General features: G+C 71.5%; 21 protein-coding genes. 3 read left to right on the top strand and 18 right to left on the bottom strand.

Annotated features, from left to right (window positions below):
- Positions 1-9 precede the first annotated feature (9 nt).
- The 3 genes from nadD to BLW14_RS34570 form a co-directional block, all read right to left on the bottom strand.
- The gene (gene nadD, locus BLW14_RS21670) at positions 10-627 is read right to left on the bottom strand and encodes a nicotinate-nucleotide adenylyltransferase (protein ID WP_093708866.1); all 618 of its coding nucleotides are present in this window, start codon (positions 625-627) and stop codon (positions 10-12) included.
- Positions 628-665: 38 nt separating this feature from the next.
- Positions 666-827 carry a hypothetical protein gene (locus BLW14_RS34575; RefSeq protein ID WP_018518201.1) on the bottom strand — a complete coding sequence of 54 codons (162 nt, stop codon included), beginning with the start codon at positions 825-827 and terminating at the stop codon, positions 666-668.
- An 83-nt stretch (positions 828-910) separates the two neighbouring features.
- Positions 911-1,063, bottom strand: coding sequence for a hypothetical protein (locus BLW14_RS34570; protein ID WP_018518200.1), 153 nt, complete (start codon positions 1,061-1,063; stop codon positions 911-913).
- Between the two features lie 111 nt (positions 1,064-1,174).
- Between BLW14_RS34570 and BLW14_RS21665 the strand changes: the two genes are divergently transcribed.
- The gene (locus tag BLW14_RS21665) at positions 1,175-2,293 is read left to right on the top strand and encodes a M48 family metallopeptidase (RefSeq protein WP_093708865.1); all 1,119 of its coding nucleotides are present in this window, start codon (positions 1,175-1,177) and stop codon (positions 2,291-2,293) included.
- On the opposite strand, the gene BLW14_RS21660 is transcribed toward BLW14_RS21665, so the two are convergent.
- The 5 genes from BLW14_RS21660 to proB all read right to left on the bottom strand — a co-directional run bounded on the left by BLW14_RS21660 (position 2,226) and on the right by proB (position 7,239).
- Entirely contained in the window at positions 2,226-3,344 is a 1,119-nt protein-coding gene (locus BLW14_RS21660; RefSeq protein ID WP_093708864.1) for an SCO2583 family membrane protein, read from the bottom strand. The genes BLW14_RS21665 and BLW14_RS21660 overlap by 68 nt on opposite strands.
- Positions 3,345-3,493: 149 nt before the next feature.
- Positions 3,494-4,075, bottom strand: coding sequence for an SCO2584 family spore wall biosynthesis protein (locus BLW14_RS21655; protein WP_093708863.1), 582 nt, complete (start codon positions 4,073-4,075; stop codon positions 3,494-3,496).
- A 65-nt stretch (positions 4,076-4,140) separates the two neighbouring features.
- Positions 4,141-5,424 (bottom strand): glutamate-5-semialdehyde dehydrogenase, encoded by a 1,284-nt coding sequence (locus BLW14_RS21650; RefSeq protein ID WP_093708862.1) that lies wholly within the window; start codon positions 5,422-5,424, stop codon positions 4,141-4,143.
- An 82-nt stretch (positions 5,425-5,506) separates the two neighbouring features.
- Complete coding sequence (locus BLW14_RS21645) at positions 5,507-6,010, bottom strand: hypothetical protein (protein ID WP_093708861.1); 504 nt, start codon at positions 6,008-6,010, stop codon at positions 5,507-5,509.
- A gap of 143 nt (positions 6,011-6,153) precedes the next feature.
- Positions 6,154-7,239 (bottom strand): glutamate 5-kinase, encoded by a 1,086-nt coding sequence (gene proB / locus BLW14_RS21640; RefSeq protein ID WP_218137700.1) that lies wholly within the window; start codon positions 7,237-7,239, stop codon positions 6,154-6,156.
- A gap of 236 nt (positions 7,240-7,475) precedes the next feature.
- On the opposite strand from proB, the gene BLW14_RS21635 reads away from it, so the two are divergent.
- Entirely contained in the window at positions 7,476-8,129 is a 654-nt protein-coding gene (locus BLW14_RS21635) for a dTDP-4-dehydrorhamnose 3,5-epimerase family protein (RefSeq protein ID WP_093708859.1), read from the top strand.
- On the opposite strand, the gene rfbD is transcribed toward BLW14_RS21635, so the two are convergent.
- The 4 genes from rfbD to galE all read right to left on the bottom strand — a co-directional run bounded on the left by rfbD (position 8,048) and on the right by galE (position 12,211).
- The gene (rfbD, locus tag BLW14_RS21630; protein ID WP_093708858.1) at positions 8,048-9,013 is read right to left on the bottom strand and encodes a dTDP-4-dehydrorhamnose reductase; all 966 of its coding nucleotides are present in this window, start codon (positions 9,011-9,013) and stop codon (positions 8,048-8,050) included. The two genes, BLW14_RS21635 and rfbD, sit on opposite strands and share 82 nt — an antisense overlap.
- Positions 9,010-9,999, bottom strand: coding sequence for a dTDP-glucose 4,6-dehydratase (gene rfbB / locus BLW14_RS21625; RefSeq protein ID WP_093708857.1), 990 nt, complete (start codon positions 9,997-9,999; stop codon positions 9,010-9,012). The genes rfbD and rfbB overlap by 4 nt, the downstream gene beginning before the upstream one ends.
- On the bottom strand, positions 9,996-11,066 hold the full coding sequence (locus BLW14_RS21620; RefSeq protein ID WP_093708856.1) for a glucose-1-phosphate thymidylyltransferase: 1,071 nt from the start codon (positions 11,064-11,066) through the stop codon (positions 9,996-9,998). Before BLW14_RS21620 ends, rfbB begins: the two co-directional genes overlap by 4 nt.
- Positions 11,067-11,239: 173 nt before the next feature.
- Positions 11,240-12,211 carry a UDP-glucose 4-epimerase GalE gene (gene galE / locus BLW14_RS21615; protein WP_093708855.1) on the bottom strand — a complete coding sequence of 324 codons (972 nt, stop codon included), beginning with the start codon at positions 12,209-12,211 and terminating at the stop codon, positions 11,240-11,242.
- 184 nt (positions 12,212-12,395) lie between these two features.
- Between galE and BLW14_RS21610 the strand changes: the two genes are divergently transcribed.
- The gene (locus BLW14_RS21610) at positions 12,396-14,618 is read left to right on the top strand and encodes a bifunctional glycosyltransferase/CDP-glycerol:glycerophosphate glycerophosphotransferase (RefSeq protein ID WP_093708854.1); all 2,223 of its coding nucleotides are present in this window, start codon (positions 12,396-12,398) and stop codon (positions 14,616-14,618) included.
- A 78-nt stretch (positions 14,619-14,696) separates the two neighbouring features.
- Here BLW14_RS21610 and obgE read toward each other — a convergent pair whose 3' ends face one another.
- The 6 genes from obgE to galU form a co-directional block, all read right to left on the bottom strand.
- Positions 14,697-16,136: a GTPase ObgE gene (gene obgE / locus BLW14_RS21605; RefSeq protein ID WP_093708853.1), complete on the bottom strand. Its 1,440-nt coding sequence runs from the start codon at positions 16,134-16,136 to the stop codon at positions 14,697-14,699.
- A 139-nt stretch (positions 16,137-16,275) separates the two neighbouring features.
- Positions 16,276-16,533: a 50S ribosomal protein L27 gene (gene rpmA, locus BLW14_RS21600; protein ID WP_018103204.1), complete on the bottom strand. Its 258-nt coding sequence runs from the start codon at positions 16,531-16,533 to the stop codon at positions 16,276-16,278.
- 14 nt (positions 16,534-16,547) lie between these two features.
- Positions 16,548-16,868: a 50S ribosomal protein L21 gene (gene rplU, locus BLW14_RS21595; protein ID WP_014045903.1), complete on the bottom strand. Its 321-nt coding sequence runs from the start codon at positions 16,866-16,868 to the stop codon at positions 16,548-16,550.
- A 196-nt stretch (positions 16,869-17,064) separates the two neighbouring features.
- Positions 17,065-18,126 carry an iron-containing alcohol dehydrogenase family protein gene (locus tag BLW14_RS21590; RefSeq protein ID WP_093708852.1) on the bottom strand — a complete coding sequence of 354 codons (1,062 nt, stop codon included), beginning with the start codon at positions 18,124-18,126 and terminating at the stop codon, positions 17,065-17,067.
- Positions 18,114-18,866, bottom strand: coding sequence for a phosphocholine cytidylyltransferase family protein (locus BLW14_RS21585; protein WP_093708851.1), 753 nt, complete (start codon positions 18,864-18,866; stop codon positions 18,114-18,116). The genes BLW14_RS21590 and BLW14_RS21585 overlap by 13 nt, the downstream gene beginning before the upstream one ends.
- 64 nt (positions 18,867-18,930) lie before the next feature.
- Positions 18,931-19,821 (bottom strand): UTP--glucose-1-phosphate uridylyltransferase GalU, encoded by an 891-nt coding sequence (gene galU, locus BLW14_RS21580; protein ID WP_093708850.1) that lies wholly within the window; start codon positions 19,819-19,821, stop codon positions 18,931-18,933.
- Positions 19,822-19,843 lie beyond the last annotated feature (22 nt).

Here is a 19,843-nt window from a genome sequence, read left to right as displayed (position 1 = left end):
TTCCGTGGCTCACTCGCCGCGGTACAGCTGGCGCTTGTCGATGTAGCGGACCACACCGTCGGGCACGAGGTACCAGACCGGCTCCCCCTCGGCGACCCTCGCGCGGCAGTCCGTCGAGGAGATCGCGAGGGCGGGGACCTCCACCAGGGAGACGCCCCCCTTCGGCAGCCCGTCGTCCGTGAGCACGTGGCCCGGCCGGGTCACACCGATGAAGTGGGACAGCGAGAACAGTTCGTCCGCGTTGCGCCAGGTGAGGATCTGGGCGAGCGCGTCGGCGCCGGTGATGAAGAAGAGGTCCGCGTCTCCGTGGACCTCGCGCAGGTCCCGCAGCGTGTCGATCGTGTACGTGGGGCCCTGACGGTCGATGTCGCTGCGGCTGACCGAGAACTGGGGGTTGGACGCCGTCGCGATGACCGTCATCAGATAACGGTCCTCGGCCGGGGAGACGTGCTTGTGGCTCTTCTGCCACGGCTGCCCGGTCGGTACGAAGACCACCTCGTCGAGGTGGAACTGGGCGGCCACTTCACTGGCCGCCACCAGGTGTCCATGATGAATCGGGTCAAACGTCCCGCCCATCACGCCGAGTCGGCGCTTTCCGCGGCCGGTAGGCACTTCCTGCTCTCCCATGCGTGCAGAGCCTACTGGCACAGCTGTACGCCTCGGCCTCAGCGGTCGCGGTTGAAGCGCGTGGTGATCCACAGAAGGAGGAGAAGCACGACAAAGGCACCGCCACCGGTGAGGTAGGGGCTCAGGCTCTCGTGATTGCCGCCGTGCTCGCCCTCGGCGGCGACGGTGACCAGCTGGTGTGCGGTGCTCGTGAGGCTCATCTTCGGCAGGACCTATCGATCGGGAGTCGGGGGAAGACGTCGCGGACATCGTATGCGGGCGCCCCGGGCACGCTCACGCCGACTCAGTCGTTGTTGTCGTCGTTGCGGTACCCGCGCAGCAGGAACCAGGCCAGCAGGGCGGCTCCCAGGAGGGAGACGACGAGCACGATGCGGATCGTGTTGCCCGGCCCCTGGTCCTCGGATGCGGCGGCGAACAGAGCAACTGCGTGCGGCATGTCGGGCGTCTCCTCAGTTATCCACAGCCCCCCGCACACCGTAGCCCCAGCACCTAGGCTGGGCGGCGTCAGGGGGCGAGCGACGTCTCGTACGAACACAGGGGGCCATTCATGACCGACAGCCACGAGAGCCGGGGCGCCGTACCGAGCAGGCAGCGCAAGCGTTTCCCGGGCATCTCCTCCCGGGCCTACGAGCACCCCGCGGACCGCTCCGCTCTGGTCGCGCTGCGCAAGCTGAGCGGCTTCGACACCGTCTTCAAGGCCCTGAGCGGGCTGCTGCCCGAGCGCAGTCTGCGACTGCTCTTCCTGTCGGACTCCGTCCGGGTGAGCGACGCCCAGTTCGCGCACCTCAACGACATGCTGCGCGACGCCTGTTACATCCTGGACCTGCAGAAGGTCCCGCCGATGTACGTCAACCAGGACCCCAGGCCCAACGCCATGTGCATCGGGCTCGACGAGCCGATCATCGTGGTGACCACGGGGCTGGTGGAGCTGCTCGACGAGGAGGAGATGCGGGCGGTCATCGGCCACGAGGTCGGACACGCCCTGTCCGGTCACGCGGTGTACCGGACGATATTGCTCTTCCTCACCAACCTGGCGCTGAAGGTCGCCTGGATCCCGCTGGGCAACGTCGCGATCATGGCGATCGTGACGGCGCTGCGCGAGTGGTTCCGCAAGTCGGAACTGTCGGCGGACCGGGCAGGGCTGCTCGCCGGACAGGACATACAGGCCTCGATGCGCGGCCTGATGAAGATCGCCGGCGGCAATCACCTCCACGAGATGAACGTGGACGCGTTCCTCGCCCAGGCCGACGAGTACGAGAAGGCCGGGGACCTGCGCGACTCGGTGCTGAAGATCCTCAACGTGCTTCCCCGCTCGCACCCGTTCACCACGGTCCGCGCGGCCGAGCTGAAGAAGTGGTCGGAGACCCGTGAGTACCAGCGGATCATGGACGGCCACTACCCGCGCCGCGACGAGGACAAGGACACCTCGGTGACGGACTCGTTCAAGGAGTCCGCCTCGCACTACGCCGATTCGGTGCGCAACAGCAAGGACCCGCTGATGAAGCTGGTCGGCGACATCGCGGGCGGCGCCGGGGATCTCGGCGGCAAGCTGCGGGACAAGTTCACCGGCGGGGGCGCCGGCGGTGCCAAGGGCGGTGCTACGGGCGGCTCGACGGGGACGGAGGGCCCTGAGGACTCGCAGGGGCCCCGGACGGAAGGGAGCTGACCTCCAGCGTCCCGCAGAGCGCGGCGACGGGCCGGCCCGTGGCGTACGGGTCGGTGCCCGCCGGTCCGCGCGAGGCCGCGCGCTCCCCGGCGAGCAGCGGCCGCAGGGCGCCCGAGGCGTCGGCCGGGCAGGACTGCGGTCCCGCCTGGAGGTAGCTGGTCTGCACCTCCAGGCGGTGCAGCCGCAGGTCCTCCCGGTCGAACCGGAAGCGCATCTCCCGCCGCACGGTGAACAGGGAGGCGCCGCCCTTGGGCTGAGGTCCGGAGACGGCTGGGCGCAGCGCGTACGTGAAGGTGTGGTCCGAGACGACCTCCAGGGCGTCGGAGCCGGTCTGGGCGTAGCGCAGGGTGCCGCGGACCCGGATCTCGGGGTCCGCGGTGACCCGGGCCGGGTCGAAGCGGACGAGCCAGCCGGTCGCGGCGTGCTGCCCGTCGTCGAAGGGCTCGTCCACGCTGCGGTCGAACTGCTCCATCTGGTCGGGGTCGAGCAGGGACTCCACAGGGCGCACGGCGTTCCCGCTGAGCACGTCGGGGTCGAGCGAGGACGCTGCCAGGTAGTCCTTGACGGTGGCGAGCGCGGCGCTGACCTGGCTCTCCGAGAAGTCGGCGGTCGCCCGGGCGGCCGGTGGGCTGATGCCGTCCCTGCCCTTCGGGTACTGGGCGGCGGGGCTGCCGGCGAAGAGGGCGGCGGGGGTGCCGCCGGGCACTGTGCCGCGCGGGGCGAGGGGGACGAGGGTCATCCGCAGCGGTTCGGGCCGCAGGGCGTCCGGGGTCTCGTACGGGTGGCTCAGGCCCATGAAGACGGCCGCGCCGAAGGCCAGGGCGATGAGGATGATCAGGGCGAGGGCGATCCGGGAGCCGCTGCGGACGGCCCGTCCGGGCAGGCTTCGGACGGCCCGGGCGTGGTCGACCATGCGTTCCTGGGCGGACAGCTCCTGGAGGCGGGCGGCCCGTACGAAGGACTCGTCGAAGACGAGTGAGCCGTACTCGTCGTCCTGGCCGCCCGCGCCGTTGTCCGCCGGGCCATCGGGTGGGTCGCCGCGGTCTGCCATGACTTCTCCCGGCTCCGTGAGAAGTCCCCTCTTCGAGCGGAGGAGGGGTCATACCTTCAGGGTGGGTCGAACACGACGACGGTAAACGCGGTGACGCCCGGCAACCACCGGGGAGTTTCGCCGGGAGCCGTTCGGCGGCGGTGAACGGCTCAGGGTGTGCGCGGGACGGCGGAGACCATCGGGCGGGAGTATTCGTCCGCGTCGGACGGTGCCGAACCCGGGCCGGGGCCGGGCGCGCTGTCCACGCCGCTGGTGGCGGGCGGCGGGACCTGGTCCTGCCGGTCGCCCGAACTGTTGCGGTAGACGGCGCTGAAGGCCAGGGCGACCATGCCGACGCCCATCAGGACGGCCAGCAGCCAGGCGACCGGCCGGTGCCAGCGGGCCGCCCCCCTGTACGGGCGCAGGGAGCCGCCGTGGCGCCCGTAGGGGCCGTGCTCGTGGAAGCCGTCGTCGTCCGCGTCGAGCGGATCGTAGCCGCCCGGGCCGTAGCCCTCGTCGTACCGCTCGTCGTCGAAGAGGCCGCCGCGGCCGCCGGCGCGCCGGGCGTCGGCCTCGGCGCGCGCCTCAGCCGCCGCCAGCAGCCGCTCGACGGCGGTGGGCTCGTGGAAGGCGGCTGCCCGTACGAAGTCCTCGTCGAACACCACGGAGGCGAAGTCCTCGTCCGCGCCCCCGCGGTCGTCGTCGGGCTCCCGGCCGTTCGGATACGGCCTGCCCCCCACGTCGTCCGGCACGGTTTCAGACTAGACCCGCGAGACCGTTTTGGGCAGGGAGACGGCGGATTCGCCCCGCCCGGGCGTCATCGCACGTGGCCGTCGCCGGTGACGATGTACTTGGTCGAGGTGAGTTCCGGCAGGCCCATGGGGCCCCTGGCGTGCAGCTTCTGCGTGGAGATGCCGATCTCGGCGCCGAAACCGAACTGGCCTCCGTCGGTGAACCGGGTCGAGGCGTTGACGGCCACCGTGGTGGAATCCACCAGCTGGGTGAAGCGGCGCGCCGCGGCCTGCGAGGTGGTCACGATCGCCTCGGTGTGCCCGGAGGACCAGAGCCGGATGTGCGCCACGGCCGCGTCCAGCGACTCCACGACGGCCGCCGCGATGTCGTACGAGAGGTATTCGATCTCCCAGTCCTCGGCCGTCGCCGCCACCACCGTGGCCTTGGAGCCCTCGCCGTACTCCAGCACGCGCTCGTCGCCGTGCACGGTCACCCCGGCCCCGGCCAGGGCGTCCAGGGCGCGCGGCAGGAAGGCGTCGGCGATGTCCTTGTGGACGAGGAGGGTCTCGGCGGCGTTGCAGACGCTCGGGCGCTGGGCCTTGGAGTTGACCAGAATCTCCACGGCCATGTCCAGGTCGGTCTGCGCGTCGACGTACACGTGGCAGTTGCCGGTGCCGGTCTCGATGACCGGGACCGTGGACTCCTCGACCACCGTGCGGATCAGCGAGGCGCCGCCGCGCGGGATGAGCACGTCGACGAGGCCCCGGGCGCGCATGAGTTCGCGCACCGAGTCGCGGCTCTCGCCGGGGACCAGCTGCACCGCGTCGGCCGGCAGCCCGGAGCCGCCCACCGCGTCGCGCAGGACCCGCACCAGGGCGGTGTTCGAGGCGAAGGCGGAGGACGAGCCGCGCAGCAGGACGGCGTTGCCGGACTTCAGGCAGAGGGCGGCGGCGTCCACCGTCACGTTGGGCCGGGCCTCGTAGATGATCCCGACGACGCCGAGCGGCACCCGCACCTGGCGCAGGTCGATGCCGTTGGGGAGGGTCGAGCCGCGCACGACCTCGCCGACCGGGTCGGGCAGGGCGGCGACGTCCCGTACGTCGGCGGCGATGGCGCGGATGCGCTCGGGGGTGAGGGTCAGCCGGTCCACGACGGACTCGCTGGTCCCCGCCTCACGGGCGCGGGCCACGTCCTCGGCGTTGGCCGCGAGGATGTCGCTCGTCCGTACTTCCAGCGCGTCCGCGATCGCCAGGAGCGCGTCGTCCTTCGCCGCGCGCGGAAGTGGCGCGATGTCGGCGGCCGCGGAACGGGCCCGGTAGGCGGCCTGGGCCACGGGAGACATGTTGTCGTACGGCGAGAGCGTGGTCATGCCCGCAGAGTAGTGCGCACACTGCGGACATTCCGCACGCATCCCGTGATGCGAGACGGCCGTCCCACCGGCGGCGGCCGGGTCAGTACGGGTGGACGCCGACCGGGGCGGCCGGGGGCGGTCCGTACCCCTCGGCGACGCGCTGGTGGTAGGTCTCGCGGTCGATGACTTCGAGGCCGACGATCGCCCAGGGCGGCAGGCCGGCGCTGGAGCGGTGCTCGCCCCACAGCCGCAGGGCCACCGCCGCCGCGTCGTGCAGGTCGCGGGCCTCCTCCCAGTAGCGGATCTCCGCGTGGTCGTTGGCATAACGGCTGGTCAGCAGGAACGGATGGTCGTGCGCGAGCTGTTCGAGCCCGCGTCTGACCTCCTTCAGCGGGAACTCGGTCCCCGAGACGCAGAGGGTGATGTGCCACAGCTTCGACGGGGCGTGTTCCTGGCTCGCGGGTCTCGGCTCCGGCCGGGCGGTGGTGCGCTCGTCCGTCCGGTCCACGGGCCCGCTCCCGTCGAAACCGGGCCCCGCTCCGACACTGGTCAGGGTGCGGCCACCCGTTCCTCGGGGCGGCGCCCCCGGGCGCGCTCGTCTCACCGGCGGCCTCCTGTGTTGTGGTGCTTTTGCTGTACCCCGCAGTTTCCCTGCTACAAAGTGGACCAGTCCGCGGCCCCGTGTGGGGCGGTTTTCGTGAAGGTCCCCGTCCGTTGGCCGGACTTTCAGCCGTTTCAGGGGCCGCGTCAGCCGTGCAGGACGACGAGATCGTCCCTGTGTACGACCTCGCGCTCGTAGGCGGGGCCGAGGTCCCGGGCGAGGTCCCGGGTGGAGCGGCCGAGGAGCTGCGGCATCTCCTTGGCGTCGAAGTTGACGAGCCCGCGGGCCACCGGACGGCCCTTCAGGTCGCGCAGCTCCACCGGGTCTCCCGCGGCGAACTCGCCCTCGACCGCCGCGATCCCGGCGGGCAGCAGCGAGCTGTGGCGCTCCACGACCGCCCGCACCGCCCCGTCGTCGAGGGTCAGCGAGCCGCGCGGGGTCGAGGCGTGGGCGAGCCAGAGCAGCCGGTCGGCGGAGCGGCGGCCGGTGCGGTGGAAGTAGGTGCCGGTGTCGCGGCCGGCGAGGGCGTCCGCGGCGTGGCTGGCGGAGGTGAGCACGACGGGGACGCCGGCTGCGGTGGCGATGCGGGCGGCCTCGACCTTGGTGACCATGCCGCCGGTGCCGACGCCCGCCTTGCCGGCGCTGCCGATACTGACCCCGGCCAGGTCTGCGGGGCCGGTGACCTCGGCGATGCGGGTGGTGCCGGGGATGCTCGGGTCGCCGTCGTAGAGGCCGTCCACGTCGGAGAGGAGGACCAGCAGGTCGGCGCGGACCAGGTGGGCGACGAGGGCGGCGAGCCGGTCGTTGTCGCCGAACCGGATCTCGTCGGTGGCGACGGTGTCGTTCTCGTTGACGACGGGCAGCGCGCCCATGTCCAGGAGCTGGTCGAGGGTGCGGTAGGCGTTGCGGTAGTGGGCGCGGCGGCTGGTGTCGTTGCTGGTGAGCAGGACCTGGCCGACGCGGACGCCGTAGCGGGCGAAGGAGGCGGTGTAGCGGGCGACGAGGAGCCCCTGGCCGACGCTGGCCGCGGCCTGCTGGCGGGCCAGGTCCTTGGGCCTGCGGTGCAGTCCGAGCGGGGCGAGGCCGGCCGCGATGGCGCCGCTGGAGACGAGGACGACCTCGCGTTCGCCGCCGTCGCGGACCTTGGCCAGTACGTCGACGAGCGCGTCGACCCGGTCGGCGTCGAGGCCGCCGGCGGCGGTGGTGAGGGAGGAGGAACCGACCTTGACCACGATCCTGCGGGCTTCCGTGACGCCCTGCCTTGCCCCTGCCACCCGGTCCCCCAAGTTCGTTCGCTGGACCCCGCAATCTACGCGAGAGCGGATTCCGGCGCCTTCGCGTTCCGCAGCATGGAACCCCTTTCGTACCGGTGCGTCCCGTTCCGTGTCCGTTCGGTCCGTGGACTCGTTGGGCAGAGGTACCGGGGGCCGGCAGGAGGTCCCGAGGACTGCGAAGAGGATGTGATCGCATGCGCCGGCTCTCCGTTCCCGGGGCCTGGGTGCACGAGCCCCAGGTCGTCCCGGACGATCGCGGCAGCTTCCACGAGTGGTTCAGGGCGGCGGACCTGGGGGCCGCGGCCGGGCACACGCTGGGGCTCGCGCAGGCCAACTTCTCCACCTCGCGCCGGGGCACGCTGCGCGGGATCCACTTCGCGGACGTGCCGCCGGGCCAGGCGAAGTACGTGAAGTGCGTGCGGGGCGCGGTGCTCGACGTGATCGTGGACGTACGCACGGGCTCGCCCACGTACAAGCGGTGGGAGGCGGTCCGGCTGGACGACACCGACCACCGGGCGGTCTACCTCGCGGAGGGGCTCGGGCACGGCTTCATGGCGCTGACGGACGACGCCTGCGTGCTGTACCTGTGCTCCGAGGGGTACGCGCCGGAGCGCGAGCACGGCGTCGACCCGCTCGACGCGGAACTGGGCATCGCGTGGCCGTCGGACATCGCGCCGCTGCTGTCCCCGAAGGACGCGTCGGCCCCGGCGCTCGCCGAGGCCGAGGAGCGGGGGCTGCTGCCGTCGTACGCGGCGTGCGAGGCGTACTACGCGCGGCTGCGGGTGGACGGCCCGGCGGTCCCGGAGGTCAGGTCGGGCGAGCCGTCGCTCAGCCCGGTGGCCGGCTGAGCGGGGCGTTCGGCGGCGAGCAGGGTGGGGAAGGCCGCGTGCAGGGCCGTACTCCAGTCGCGGAGGGGCTCGATGCCGGCGGCCGTGAAGCGGTCGTGCGCGAGCACGCTGTACGCGGGCCGGGGCGCGGGGCGGGCGAAGGCGGCGCTGCTGGTCGGGCGGACGCGGTCCGGGTCGGCGCCGAGCAGCCGGAAGACCTCGCGGGCCAGGCCGTACCAGGTCGTCTCGCCGCCGCTGGTGCCGTGGTAGACGCCCGCCGGTGCGGTGCCGTCGAGCGCGGCGCGGCCCAGCAGGACCAGTCGCGCGGCGAGGTCGGCGGTCCAGGTGGGCTGTCCGCGCTGGTCGTCCACCACGTCGAGGGTGTCCTTGACGGCTTCCAGTTTGATCATCGTACGGACGAAGTTGGCGCCGCCCGCGCCGTAGAGCCAGGCGGTGCGGACGACGTGGCCCGTGTCGGGCAGGGTCTCCAGGACCGCGCGCTCGCCGGCCAGCTTGGTGCGGCCGTAGGCGCCGCGCGGGGCGGTCGGGGCGTCCTCCGGGTACGGCCGGTCCGCGTCGCCCGCGAACACGTAGTCGGTGGAGACGTGCAGCAGGACGCTGCCGTGGGCGCGGCAGGCGTCGGCCAGGACGGCGGGTCCGGTGCCGTTGACGCGCAGGGCCTCGGCCTCCCGGCTCTCCGCGTCGTCGACGGCGGTCCAGGCGGCGCAGTTGACCACGACGGCGGGCCGCTGGGCACCGAGGACCGCGCGGACCTGCGCCGGGTCGGAGATGTCCAGGGCCGCGCGGTCAGCGGCGACGACGGTGGCGTCCTCGCGGGCCAGAGCAGTCGTCAGGTCCCGGCCGAGCATGCCGCCGGCCCCGGTGACCAGCCAGCGCGGCCTCACAGGGCGGCCCTCTCCTTGAGCGGCTCCCACCAGGACCGGTTCTCGCGGTACCAGCGGACGGTCTCGGCGAGGCCGGTCCGGAAGTCCTTGCGGGGCGTGTAGCCCAGCTCCTCGCGGATCTTGGCGCAGTCGACGGAGTAGCGCCGGTCGTGGCCCTTGCGGTCCTCGACGTGGACCACGTCGGTGTCCCAGTCGGCGTCGCACGCCTCCAGGAGCAGCCGGGTGAGCTCCTTGTTGGAGAGTTCGGTGCCGCCGCCGATGTTGTAGACCTCGCCGGGGCGGCCCTGGGTGCGGACGAGTTCGATGCCCTGGACGTGGTCGTCGATGTGCAGCCAGTCGCGGACGTGGGCGCCGTCGCCGTAGAGCGGGACGGGCCGGCCCTCCAGGAGGTTCGTCACGAAGAGCGGGATGACCTTCTCGGGGAAGTGGTGGTGCCCGTAGTTGTTGGAACAGCGGGTGACCCGGACGTCGAGGCCGTGGGTGCGGTGGTACGCCAGCGCGATGAGGTCGCTGGACGCCTTGGAGGCGGAGTACGGGGAGTTGGGCGCGAGGGGTTCGCGCTCGGTCCAGGAGCCCTCGTCGATGGAGCCGTAGACCTCGTCGGTGGAGACGTGGACGAAGGTGCGCACGCCCGCCTCGTGCGCGGCGTGGACCAGGGTGTGGGTGCCCACGACGTTCGTACGGACGAAGGCCGCGCCGCCGTCGATGGAGCGGTCGACGTGGGACTCGGCGGCGAAGTGCACCACCTGGTCGTGCCCGGCCATGAGCCGTCCGACCAGCTCCGCGTCGCAGATGTCGCCGTGCACGAAGGAGAAGCCGGGGTGGTCCCGGACCTCGTCCAGGTTGGCCGGGTTGCCCGCGTAGGTGAGCGCGTCGAGCACGGTGACGGCGACGTTCCCGGGGCCGTCCGGGCCGAGCAGCGTACGGACGTGGTGGGAGCCGATGAAGCCGGCGCCGCCGGTGACGAGGATGCGGGTGGTGGTCATGAGGAGATCTGCACCTTGCTGTGGTCGCCGAGGACGAGTCGGTGGGCGGAGGGGCTGCGGGGCGCGGGCGTCACCTCGACGTCATGGCCGATCAGCGACGCCTCCACGCGCCGCACCCCGTCGATGGAGGCGCCCCGCAGCACGATGGAGTACTCGATCTCGCTGTCCTCGATGCGGCAGTTCTGGGAGACCGAGGTGAACGGGCCGACATAGGCGTCGCTGATCACCGAACCGGCCCCGATGATGGCGGGTCCGACGATCCGGCTGCGGGTGACCCGGGCACCCGGCTCGATCAGCACACGGCCGATGATCTCGCTCTCGCCGTCGACGTAGGCGCCCTCGGTGGACGGCTCGACGCTCTCCAGCACGGTCCGGTTGACCTCCAGCATGTCGGTGACGTTGCCGGTGTCCTTCCAGTAGCCCCGGATGATGGTGGAGCGCACGTCGCGTTCCCGGTCGATCAGCCACTGGAGGGCGTGGGTGATCTCCAGCTCGCCGCGCCAGGAGGGCCGGATCGAGCGGACGGCCTCGTGGACGGCCGGGGTGAAGAGGTAGACGCCGACGAGCGCCAGGTCGCTCTTGGGGTGCTCGGGCTTCTCCTCCAGGGCCACCACCCTGCCGTCCCCGTCCAGTTCCGCGACGCCGAACGAGGCCGGGTCGGGCACCTGGGTCAGCAGGATCCGCGCGTCGGGCCGGTCCGCGCGGAACTCCTCGACCAGGTCCGCGATCCCGCCGACGATGAAGTTGTCGCCCAGATACATCACGAAGTCGTCGTCGCCCAGGAAGCGCCGGGCGACCAGGACCGCGTGGGCGAGGCCGAGCGGCTCGGACTGCCGGATGTAGGTGACGTCGATGCCGAAGCGGGAACCGTCGCCGACCGCCGCCCGGATCTCCTCCTCGGTGTCGCCCACGATGATGCCGACCTCGGTGATCCCGGCTTCCGCGATGGCCTCCAGGCCGTAGAAGAGCACCGGTTTGTTCGCCACCGGCACCAGCTGTTTGGCGGAGGTATGGGTAATGGGACGAAGCCGGGTGCCCGCCCCACCGGAAAGTACGAGAGCCTTCACAGTTTGCTGCCCCCACGATGAGATGTGGCCGATGCGGCGGCGGTCCGCCGCAGCCGACCCTACTGACCCACATCCCCACTTCGGCGGCGAAACGACCCATGACCGGGTTCACCGACACATCCGGACGAAAAGCGGCAACTTTTCGTCACCCGTACGGGGGGGCGTACCGAGGGCTACGGGTGGCGCAGGCGCCAGCCCCGCCACGCGGAGTCGATCATCTCGTCCACGCCGTACCGCGCCGACCAGTCCAGCTCCGCGCGGATGCGGTCGGCGCCGGCGACCACGCGGGCCGGGTCGCCGGGACGGCGTGCCACGACCTCGGCGGCGGTGTCCTCGCTGCCCGTGACCTTGAGGATGCGGTCGACCATCTCGCGCACCGAGCTTCCCTCGCCGCGGCCGATGTTCAGCGTGAGGTCCGTGCCGGCCTCCGCGGACTCCAGCCGGCGGGCGGCGGCGAGGTGGGCGGAGGCGATGTCCTCGACGTGGATGTAGTCGCGGACGCAGGTGCCGTCCGGCGTCGCGTAGTCGTCGCCGAAGATGCGCGGGGACTCGCCCGCCTCCAGGCGCTCGAAGACCATCGGGATCAGGTTGAAGACGCCGGCGTCGGCCAGCTCCGGCTCGGCCGCGCCCGCCACGTTGAAGTAGCGCAGCGAGGCGCAGCGCAGCCCGTGGGCCCTGGCGGCGGCGTGGATGAGCCACTCGCCGACGAGCTTGGTCTCGCCGTACGGGCTCATCGGGGCGCACGGCGTCGTCTCGGTGACGAGGTCGACGTCGGGCATGCCGTAGACGGCGGCCGACGAGGAGAACACCAGCCGGCCGACGCCCCCGGCGACCATGCTCTCCAGCAGGACCTCCAGGCCGGTGACGTTCTCCTTGTAGTAGTACAGAGGGCGCTCCACGGACTCGCCGACCTGCTTCTTGCCCGCGATGTGCACCACGCCGGTCACCCCGTGCCCGGCGATCGCGGCATCGAGGGCCCGGCGGTCGAGAACGCTGCCGGTGACCAGGGGGACCCCCGCGGGGACCTTGTCGGCGCTGCCGGTGGACAGGTCGTCGAACACGACCACCCGCTGACCGCCCGCGAGCATCGCGCGCACCACGTGCGCCCCGATGTAACCCGCCCCGCCCGTAACCATCCAGGTCATGTCGTGCGTCTCCTGTCGGATGCCGAATCCCGCCGGCGTTCCACCCTACGTGTACGCCCCGCGGCAATCTCCGGATGGGCCCGGAGCCATCAATTACGCTTTTCGGATGCCGGACATCGACCACTGTCGCACGGTCCGTCCGCGCCCCGTAACAGACACCGCGGACAGCTGGAACTGGTGAACGATGCCTCGACTGACACTCGTCGTGCCTGCGTACAACGTCCGGGGGTACATCGGGGAGTGTCTCGACTCCGTGCTCGGGCAGGACTTCGCCGACTTCGAGGTCATCGGCGTCGACGACTGCTCCCCGGACGGCTCCGGCGCGATCCTCGACACCTACGCGGCGCGCGACGACCGGCTGCGGGTGCTGCACCTCACGGAGAACGTGGGCCTGGGCCGCGCCCGCAACGCGGGTCTGGAGCTGGCGACCGGCGACTACGTCCTCTTCCTGGACAGCGACGACACCCTGGCGCCGGGCTCTCTGGCGGCCATCGCGGCACGGCTGGACGCGACGGACGACCCGGATGTCCTGATCTACGACTACACCCGGACCTACTGGGACGGGCGGCACCTGCGCAACACACGCTCCGAACTGCTCTCCGAGGAGGGCCCGGCCGTCTTCTCGCTCGCGGAGCGCCCGCGGCTGCTGGATCTGCTCCAGATCGTCTGGAACAAGGCCTACCGGCGCGATTTCGTCAGCCGGCACGGCTTCCGGTTCCCGCCCGGCTACTACGAGGACGCGCCGTGGACGTACAGCTCGCTCATCGCGGCGGAGCGCATCGCGGTGCTCGACCGCTCCTGTGTGCTCTACCGTCAACGGCGTGAGGGCGGCAACATCCTTCGTACAGTCAGCCGAAAACACTTCGATGTCTTCGACCAGTACGACCGGGTGTTCGCCTTCCTGGGCGGGCATCCGGAGCTGGAACGCTGGCGTCCGGCGCTCTTCCTGAAAATGACCGACCACTTCCTGACCGTGCTGGAGAAGCCGGGCCGGCTGCCGCGCGACGCACGCTCCGAGTTCTTCCACCGGGCCGCCGAGGTCTACCGCGCACGGCTGCCCGAGGGCTTCGAGCGGCCGCCGGGCGGGCGGGGCTACAAGTACGCGCTGCTCGGCATGGACGCGTACTCCGCGTTCTTCGGCCTGACCCGCGCCAACAACGTCCGCCACCGCGCCCGGCTGGGCGGGCGGGCCCGCGTCGGCCGGGCCAGGCGGGCCGCCCTCGGCGTGCTCTACCGGTGCGGGCTGCGGATGCCGTTGGACGAGAACCTCGCGGTGTTCTCCGCGTACTGGGGGCGCGGCTACTCCTGCAACCCGGCCGCGATCGAGGCCGAGCTGGGCCGCCTCGCACCGCGGATGCGCCGCGTCTGGGCCGTGCGCTCCGAGCACCGCGACCGGGTGCCCGCGGGGGTGGAGAAGGTGATCGTCGGATCACGCGCGTACTGGACGGTCATGGCCCGCGCCAAGTACCTCACCAACAACGTCAACTTCGGCGACACCGTCGTCAAGCGCGAGGGCCAGATCCACCTCCAGACCCACCACGGCACCCCGCTGAAGACCATGGGCCTCGACCAGGCGCGGTACCCGGCGTCCACCAGCATGGACATGGAGAAGCTGCTGCGCCGGTGCGACCGCTGGGACTACAGCCTGTCCTCCAACCGGTTCTCCACCACCGTCTGGGAGCGGGTCTACCCCTGCCGGTTCACCACGCTGGAGACCGGCTACCCGCGCAACGACGTGCTGGTCAACGCCACCGCGGCGGACGTCGTGGCGGCCCGCCGGGAACTCGGCCTGGCCGACGGCACGACCGCCTTCCTGTACATGCCGACCCACCGCGAGTACGAGAAGTCCTTCACGCCCCGGCTCGACCTGTCGAAGCTGGCCGAGGACCTGGGCCCGGGCGTCACCCTGCTGGTGCGCGGGCACTACTTCTACAAGCCCGCCGGGCGGCTCGCCGAGCTCCGGGCCGGCGGCCGGATCATCGACGTCTCCGGCCGCGGGAACGTCGAGGAGCTCTACCTCGCGGCGGACGCCCTGATCACCGACTACTCCTCCGCGATGTTCGACTACGCCAACCTGGACCGGCCGATCGTCATCCACGCGGACGACTGGGACACCTACCGGGTGGTGCGCGGGACGTACTTCGACCTCATGGCCGAGCCGCCGGGCGCCGTCGCGACGACCCAGGAGCGGCTGACCGCGATCCTGGGCTCGGACGAGTGGCGCGGCGAGAAGGCGGCGGCGCTGCGCACGGCGTTCCGGAAGCGCTACTGCGACTACGACGACGGGCGGGCCGCCGAGCGCGTGGTGCGCCGGGTGTTCCTGGGCGAGAAGACCCTGCCGCCGGTCGTCCCGCTCGCCGAGCGGATCCCGGCTCCCTCCCCCGCCGAGGCGGCGGCCCGCCACTGAAGGCCCCCTACGACGACCGCGGTCCCGGTCCTCTCCGGTGTACGGAAAGGGGCCGGGACCGCGGTCGTCGTCGTACCTCTACGCGAACGGGTCGAAGTCCTGGAACTCCTTGGCGGCCTCGTCGCGCTCGGCCTCCCGCTCGCGGCGGCGCTGGGTGGCCGGACGCTGCTCCTCCAGGCGGTGGTCCTCGCCCCGGCGGCCGAGCATCTCGGCACCGGCCGACACGGTCGGCTCCCAGTCGAAGACGACCGCGTTGTCCTCGGCGCCGATGGCCACGCCGTCGCCCGCCCGGGCCCCGGCCTTGCGCAGCTGGTCCTCGACTCCGAGCCGGGCGAGCCGGTCCGCGAGGTAGCCCACGGCTTCGTCGTTGTTGAAGTCGGTCTGGCGCACCCAGCGCTCCGGCTTCTCGCCGCGCACCCGGTAGATGCCGTCGTCCTCCAGGGTGACGGTGAACCCGGCGTCGTCCACGGCCTTGGGCCGGATGACGATACGGGTCGCCTCCTCCACCGGCTTGGCGGCGCGCGCCTCGGCGATGACGCCGGCCAGGGCGAAGGACAGCTCCTTGAGCCCGGTCCTGGCGACGGCGGACGCCTCGAAGACGCGGTAGCCGCGCGCCTCCAGGTCGGGGCGGATCATGTCCGCGAGGTCCTGGCCGTCCGGGATGTCGATCTTGTTCAGGACGACGATGCGGGGCCGGTCCTCGAGCCCCCCGTACAGCTTCAGCTCCTCCTCGATCATGTCGAGGTCGGAGACGGGGTCGCGGTCGGACTCCAGCGTCGCCGTGTCCAGTACGTGCACGAGTACCGAGCAGCGCTCGACGTGGCGCAGGAACTCCAGGCCGAGGCCCTTGCCCTGGCTGGCGCCCGGGATCAGGCCCGGGACGTCGGCGATGGTGTAGACGGTCTCGCCGGCGGTGACCACGCCCAGGTTCGGGACGAGCGTGGTGAACGGGTAGTCCGCGATCTTCGGCTTCGCGGCCGACAGGACCGAGATCAGCGAGGACTTGCCGGCGCTCGGGTACCCCACCAGGGCCACGTCCGCGACGGTCTTGAGCTCCAGGACGATGTCCCGCGCCTCGCCGGGCTCGCCGAGCAGCGCGAAGCCGGGGGCCTTGCGGCGGGCGGAGGCCAGCGCCGCGTTGCCGAGGCCGCCGCGGCCGCCCTGGCCGGCGACGAAGGTGGTGCCCTGGCCGACGAGGTCGGCGAGCACGTTGCCCTGGCGGTCGAGGACGACGGTGCCGTCCGGCACGGGCAGGACCAGGTCCTGGCCCTCCTTGCCGGTGCGGTGGTCGCCGCCGCCGGGCTGGCCGTTGGTGGCCTTGCGGTGGGGGTGGTGGTGGTACTCGAGAAGCGTGGTGACGGACTGGTCGACGACCAGGGTCACATCGCCGCCACGGCCGCCGTTGCCGCCGTCCGGGCCGCCGAGCGGCTTGAACTTCTCACGGTGAACGGAGGCACAGCCGTGGCCTCCGTTACCCGCGGCGACATGCAGTTCGACGCGGTCCACGAAGGTGGTCATGGATGGAACCTCCAGTTGCATACCTGCGGAAAAGCTTTGCTCATTCCCCATAGGGACAACACGCGAAAGGCGGACCCACTTCCCTTCTCGGGAAGTGAGGTCCGCCTCCACGTCATACCGCTCGACGAGCGCCGGGAATTCAGCCGGCGATCGGAACGATGTTCACGACCTTGCGGCCACGGTGCGTGCCGAACTCGACCGCACCGGCGGCGAGGGCGAACAGCGTGTCGTCGCCGCCACGGCCGACGCCCGTGCCCGGGTGGAAGTGGGTGCCGCGCTGGCGGACCAGGATCTCACCGGCGTTGACGGCCTGGCCGCCGAAGCGCTTCACGCCGAGCCGCTGAGCATTGGAATCGCGCCCGTTCCGGGTGGACGATGCGCCCTTCTTGTGTGCCATGTGTTCTCAGTCCCTTACTTCGCAGCCGCGGGAATACCGGTGACCTTGATCGCCGTGTACTGCTGGCGGTGACCCTGGCGACGGCGGTAGCCGGTCTTGTTCTTGTAGCGAAGGATGTCGATCTTCGCGCCCTTGTGGTGGTCCACGACCTCGGCCTGGACCTTGATGCCGTCGAGCACCCACGGGTCGCTGGTCACGGCGTCGCCGTCGACAACGAGCAGGGTAGAGAGCTCTACCGTGTCGCCAACCTTGGCAGTGGAAATCTTGTCAACCTCAACGATGTCGCCGACAGCAACCTTGTGCTGGCGACCACCGCTGCGCACGATGGCGTACACGCGGATCTCACTCTCACTCGAAGCGGAAACCCCTGATGCCAGCCGCTCACACGGGTCCTGAGACCCATGACGATCCGGAGTGGACGAGCGGCCTCTCCCGTACGAGCGGGAGGTCGGTGCTCAGAGGTGTGGCGAACAAACGCCGACGGTCAAGGTTACGGGGCCCGGCACAGCCGGTCAAACCGGGCCCGGCCCCTCAGACCGCGGCGCTCCTGACGTACTCGGCGTACGAGTCCCGGATGGCGTCCTCGGACAGGTTCAGGTGCTCCAGGATCGTGTAGCGGCCCGGCCGGGTCCGGGGCGCGAACGCCACCACCCGTACGAACTCCGCCGCGTCGAAGCCCATGTCCTCGGCGGTGACCGGCAGACCGTGGCGCCGCAGCACCTCGGCCATGCGCACGGACTCCTGGACGGCGCCGCGCAGATGCATGGCGAACGCCGCGCCCAGCCCGCACTGTTCGCCGTGGCTGGCGGCCCGCTGCGGGAAGAGCAGGTCGAAGGCGTGGTTGATCTCGTGGCAGGCGCCGGAGGCCGGGCGGCTGTCACCGGCCACCGACATCGAGATCCCGGTGAGCACCAGGCCCTCCGCCAGCACCTGGAGGAACGCGTCGTCCTCCAGGCCGCCGGGGTGGCGCAGCACGGCCTCGCCGGCCTGCCGGGCCATCGCGGCGGCCAGGCCGTCCATGTCCTCGCCGTTGACGCGGTGGGCCAGCTCCCAGTCCGCGACGGCGGAGATGTTGGAGAGCGCGTCCCCGATCCCGGACCGCACGAAGCGGGCGGGGGCCTCGCGGATGACGTCGAGGTCGATGACCACGGCGATCGGGTTCGGCACGCCGTACGAGCCGCGGCCCGCGTCGTTGTCCAGCGTCGCCACCGGGGAGCACAGGCCGTCGTGGGACAGGTTCGTCGCGACGGCGACCAGGGGCAGCCCGACGCGCGCCGCGGCGAACTTGGCGCAGTCGATGATCTTGCCGCCGCCGAGGCCCACCACGGCGTCGTACCGCCCGGACTTCATGGCCTCGGCGAGCTTGACGGCGTCGTTCAGCGTGCCGCCGCCAACCTCGAACCAGGAGGCGCCCGGCAGGCTGTCCGAGAGCCGTTCCCGCAGCGCCCGGCCGGAACCCCCGCTGATCGCCACCGCCAGCTTGCCCGAGCCGGAGATCCGCTGATCGGCGAGGACGACCGCCAGATCCGCGAGAGCCCCGGCCCGGATGTCGACGACGACCGGCGCGGGAATCAGCCGGGTCAGTACAGGCACGCGATCTTCCTGCCCTTGGCCAGGTCCTCGTGGTTGTCGATCTCGACCCACTTCACGTCGCCGATCGGCTCCACGTCGACCTTGAAGCCGCGGTTGACGAGCTCCTGGTAGCCGTCCTCGTAGTAGAGGTCCGGGTCGCGCTCGAAGGTGGCCTTCAGCGCGTCGGCCAGCTCCTCGGCGGCCTCGGCCTCGATGAGGGTGACGCCGATGTACTCGCCGGTGGCCTCGGACGGGTCCATCAGCTTGGTGATCCGTCGGACGCCCGCGCCGTCCTCCACGACGACCTTCATCTCCTCGTCCGCGAGGGACTTCACCGTGTCGAGGGCGAGGATGATCCGCTTGCCGTCACCGCGCGCGGCCAGCAGCGTCTTCTCGACGGAGACCGGGTGCACGGTGTCGCCGTTGGCGAGGATCACGCCGTCCTTGAGGGCGTCCCGGCCGCACCACAGGGAGTAGGCGTTGTTCCACTCCTCTGCCTTGTCGTTGTCGATCAGCGTGATGCTGACGCCGTACTTGGCCTCCAGCGCCGCCTTGCGCTCGTACAGGGCCTCCTTGCGGTAGCCCACGATGATCGCGACCTCGGTCAGCCCGACCTCGGCGAAGTTGCCGAGCGTCAGATCGACGACGGTCAGGCTCTCCTCATCGCCCTCGGGCCCGACGGGCACCAGGGCCTTGGGGAGCGTGTCGGTGTAGGGGCGCAGGCGGCGGCCGGCGCCTGCGGCCAGAATCATGCCGATCATGGGGTTCTCCTCGATGCGGTGGTACGGGTGTCCGTTGTCAGCGGTACGGGGCCCGGCGGATGGTTCAGAGTTCCGACGCCACGAAGTCGCGCAGCCAGGTACGGAAGTCGGGGCCCAGGTCCTCGCGCTCGCAGGCGAGACGGACGATGGCCCGCAGGTAGTCGCCGCGGTCGCCGGTGTCGTAGCGGCGCCCCCGGAAGACCACTCCGTGCACCGGACCGCCGAGCTTCTCGTCGGCGGCCAGCTGCTGCAACGCGTCGGTCAGCTGGATCTCGCCGCCCCGGCCCGGTTCCGTCCCGTGCAGCACTCCGAAGACGGCTGGGTCCAGGACATAGCGGCCGATGACCGCCAGATTGCTGGGGGCGTCGCCCGGGTCCGGCTTCTCGACCAGGCCGGTCACCCGGACGATGTCGCCGTCCCGGGTGGGTTCGACCGCCGCGCACCCGTAGAGGTGGCTCTGTTCGGGCGCCACCTCCATCAGGGCGACGACGCTGCCGCCCTCACGCTCCCTGATCTCGGTCATCCGGGTCAGCAGCGGGTCGCGCGGGTCGATCAGGTCGTCGCCGAGCAGCACCGCGAACGGCTCGTCCCCCACATGGGGCTCCGCGCACAGGACGGCGTGGCCGAGGCCGCGCGGGTCGCCCTGGCGCACGTAGTGCATCGTCGCGAGGTCGCTCGACTCCTGGACCCGGACCAGCCGCTCGGCGTCGCCCTTGCGGGTCAGCGCCGACTCCAGCTCGTAGTTCCGGTCGAAGTGGTCCTCCAGCGCCCGTTTGTTGCGCCCCGTGATCATCAGGACGTCGCTCAGACCCGCGGCGGCGGCCTCCTCGACGACGTACTGGATCGCCGGCTTGTCGACGACCGGCAGCATCTCCTTGGGGGTCGCCTTCGTCGCCGGCAGGAACCTGGTCCCGAGCCCGGCGGCCGGTATGACGGCCTTCTGGATCTTGCGCATACAGGGGCCTTCGTGTCGGGGG

It is taken from the genome of Streptomyces sp. 2131.1 (genome assembly GCF_900105515.1).
Classification (GTDB): Bacteria; Actinomycetota; Actinomycetes; order Streptomycetales; family Streptomycetaceae; genus Streptomyces; species Streptomyces drozdowiczii.
The sequence above is the reverse complement of the archived record's forward strand: the minus strand, read 5'-3'. Positions and strand labels throughout refer to the sequence as shown.

Excerpts from the sequence above, each read along its gene's own strand:
- rpmA (WP_018103204.1), bottom strand. The coding sequence starts at position 16,533 with ATGGCACACAAGAAGGGCGCATCGTCCACCCGGAACGGGCGCGATTCC.
- BLW14_RS34570 (WP_018518200.1), bottom strand. The coding sequence starts at position 1,063 with ATGCCGCACGCAGTTGCTCTGTTCGCCGCCGCATCCGAGGACCAGGGG.
- BLW14_RS21635 (WP_093708859.1), top strand. The coding sequence starts at position 7,476 with ATGCGCCGGCTCTCCGTTCCCGGGGCCTGGGTGCACGAGCCCCAGGTC.
- BLW14_RS21610 (WP_093708854.1), top strand. The coding sequence starts at position 12,396 with ATGCCTCGACTGACACTCGTCGTGCCTGCGTACAACGTCCGGGGGTAC.
- BLW14_RS21585 (WP_093708851.1), bottom strand. The coding sequence starts at position 18,866 with ATGATCGGCATGATTCTGGCCGCAGGCGCCGGCCGCCGCCTGCGCCCC.
- nadD (WP_093708866.1), bottom strand. The coding sequence starts at position 627 with ATGGGAGAGCAGGAAGTGCCTACCGGCCGCGGAAAGCGCCGACTCGGC.
- rfbB (WP_093708857.1), bottom strand. The coding sequence starts at position 9,999 with ATGACCACCACCCGCATCCTCGTCACCGGCGGCGCCGGCTTCATCGGC.
- BLW14_RS21650 (WP_093708862.1), bottom strand. The coding sequence starts at position 5,424 with ATGACCACGCTCTCGCCGTACGACAACATGTCTCCCGTGGCCCAGGCC.
- obgE (WP_093708853.1), bottom strand. The coding sequence starts at position 16,136 with ATGACCACCTTCGTGGACCGCGTCGAACTGCATGTCGCCGCGGGTAAC.
- BLW14_RS21660 (WP_093708864.1), bottom strand. The coding sequence starts at position 3,344 with ATGGCAGACCGCGGCGACCCACCCGATGGCCCGGCGGACAACGGCGCG.
- galE (WP_093708855.1), bottom strand. The coding sequence starts at position 12,211 with ATGACCTGGATGGTTACGGGCGGGGCGGGTTACATCGGGGCGCACGTG.
- galU (WP_093708850.1), bottom strand. The coding sequence starts at position 19,821 with ATGCGCAAGATCCAGAAGGCCGTCATACCGGCCGCCGGGCTCGGGACC.
- BLW14_RS34575 (WP_018518201.1), bottom strand. The coding sequence starts at position 827 with ATGAGCCTCACGAGCACCGCACACCAGCTGGTCACCGTCGCCGCCGAG.
- BLW14_RS21665 (WP_093708865.1), top strand. The coding sequence starts at position 1,175 with ATGACCGACAGCCACGAGAGCCGGGGCGCCGTACCGAGCAGGCAGCGC.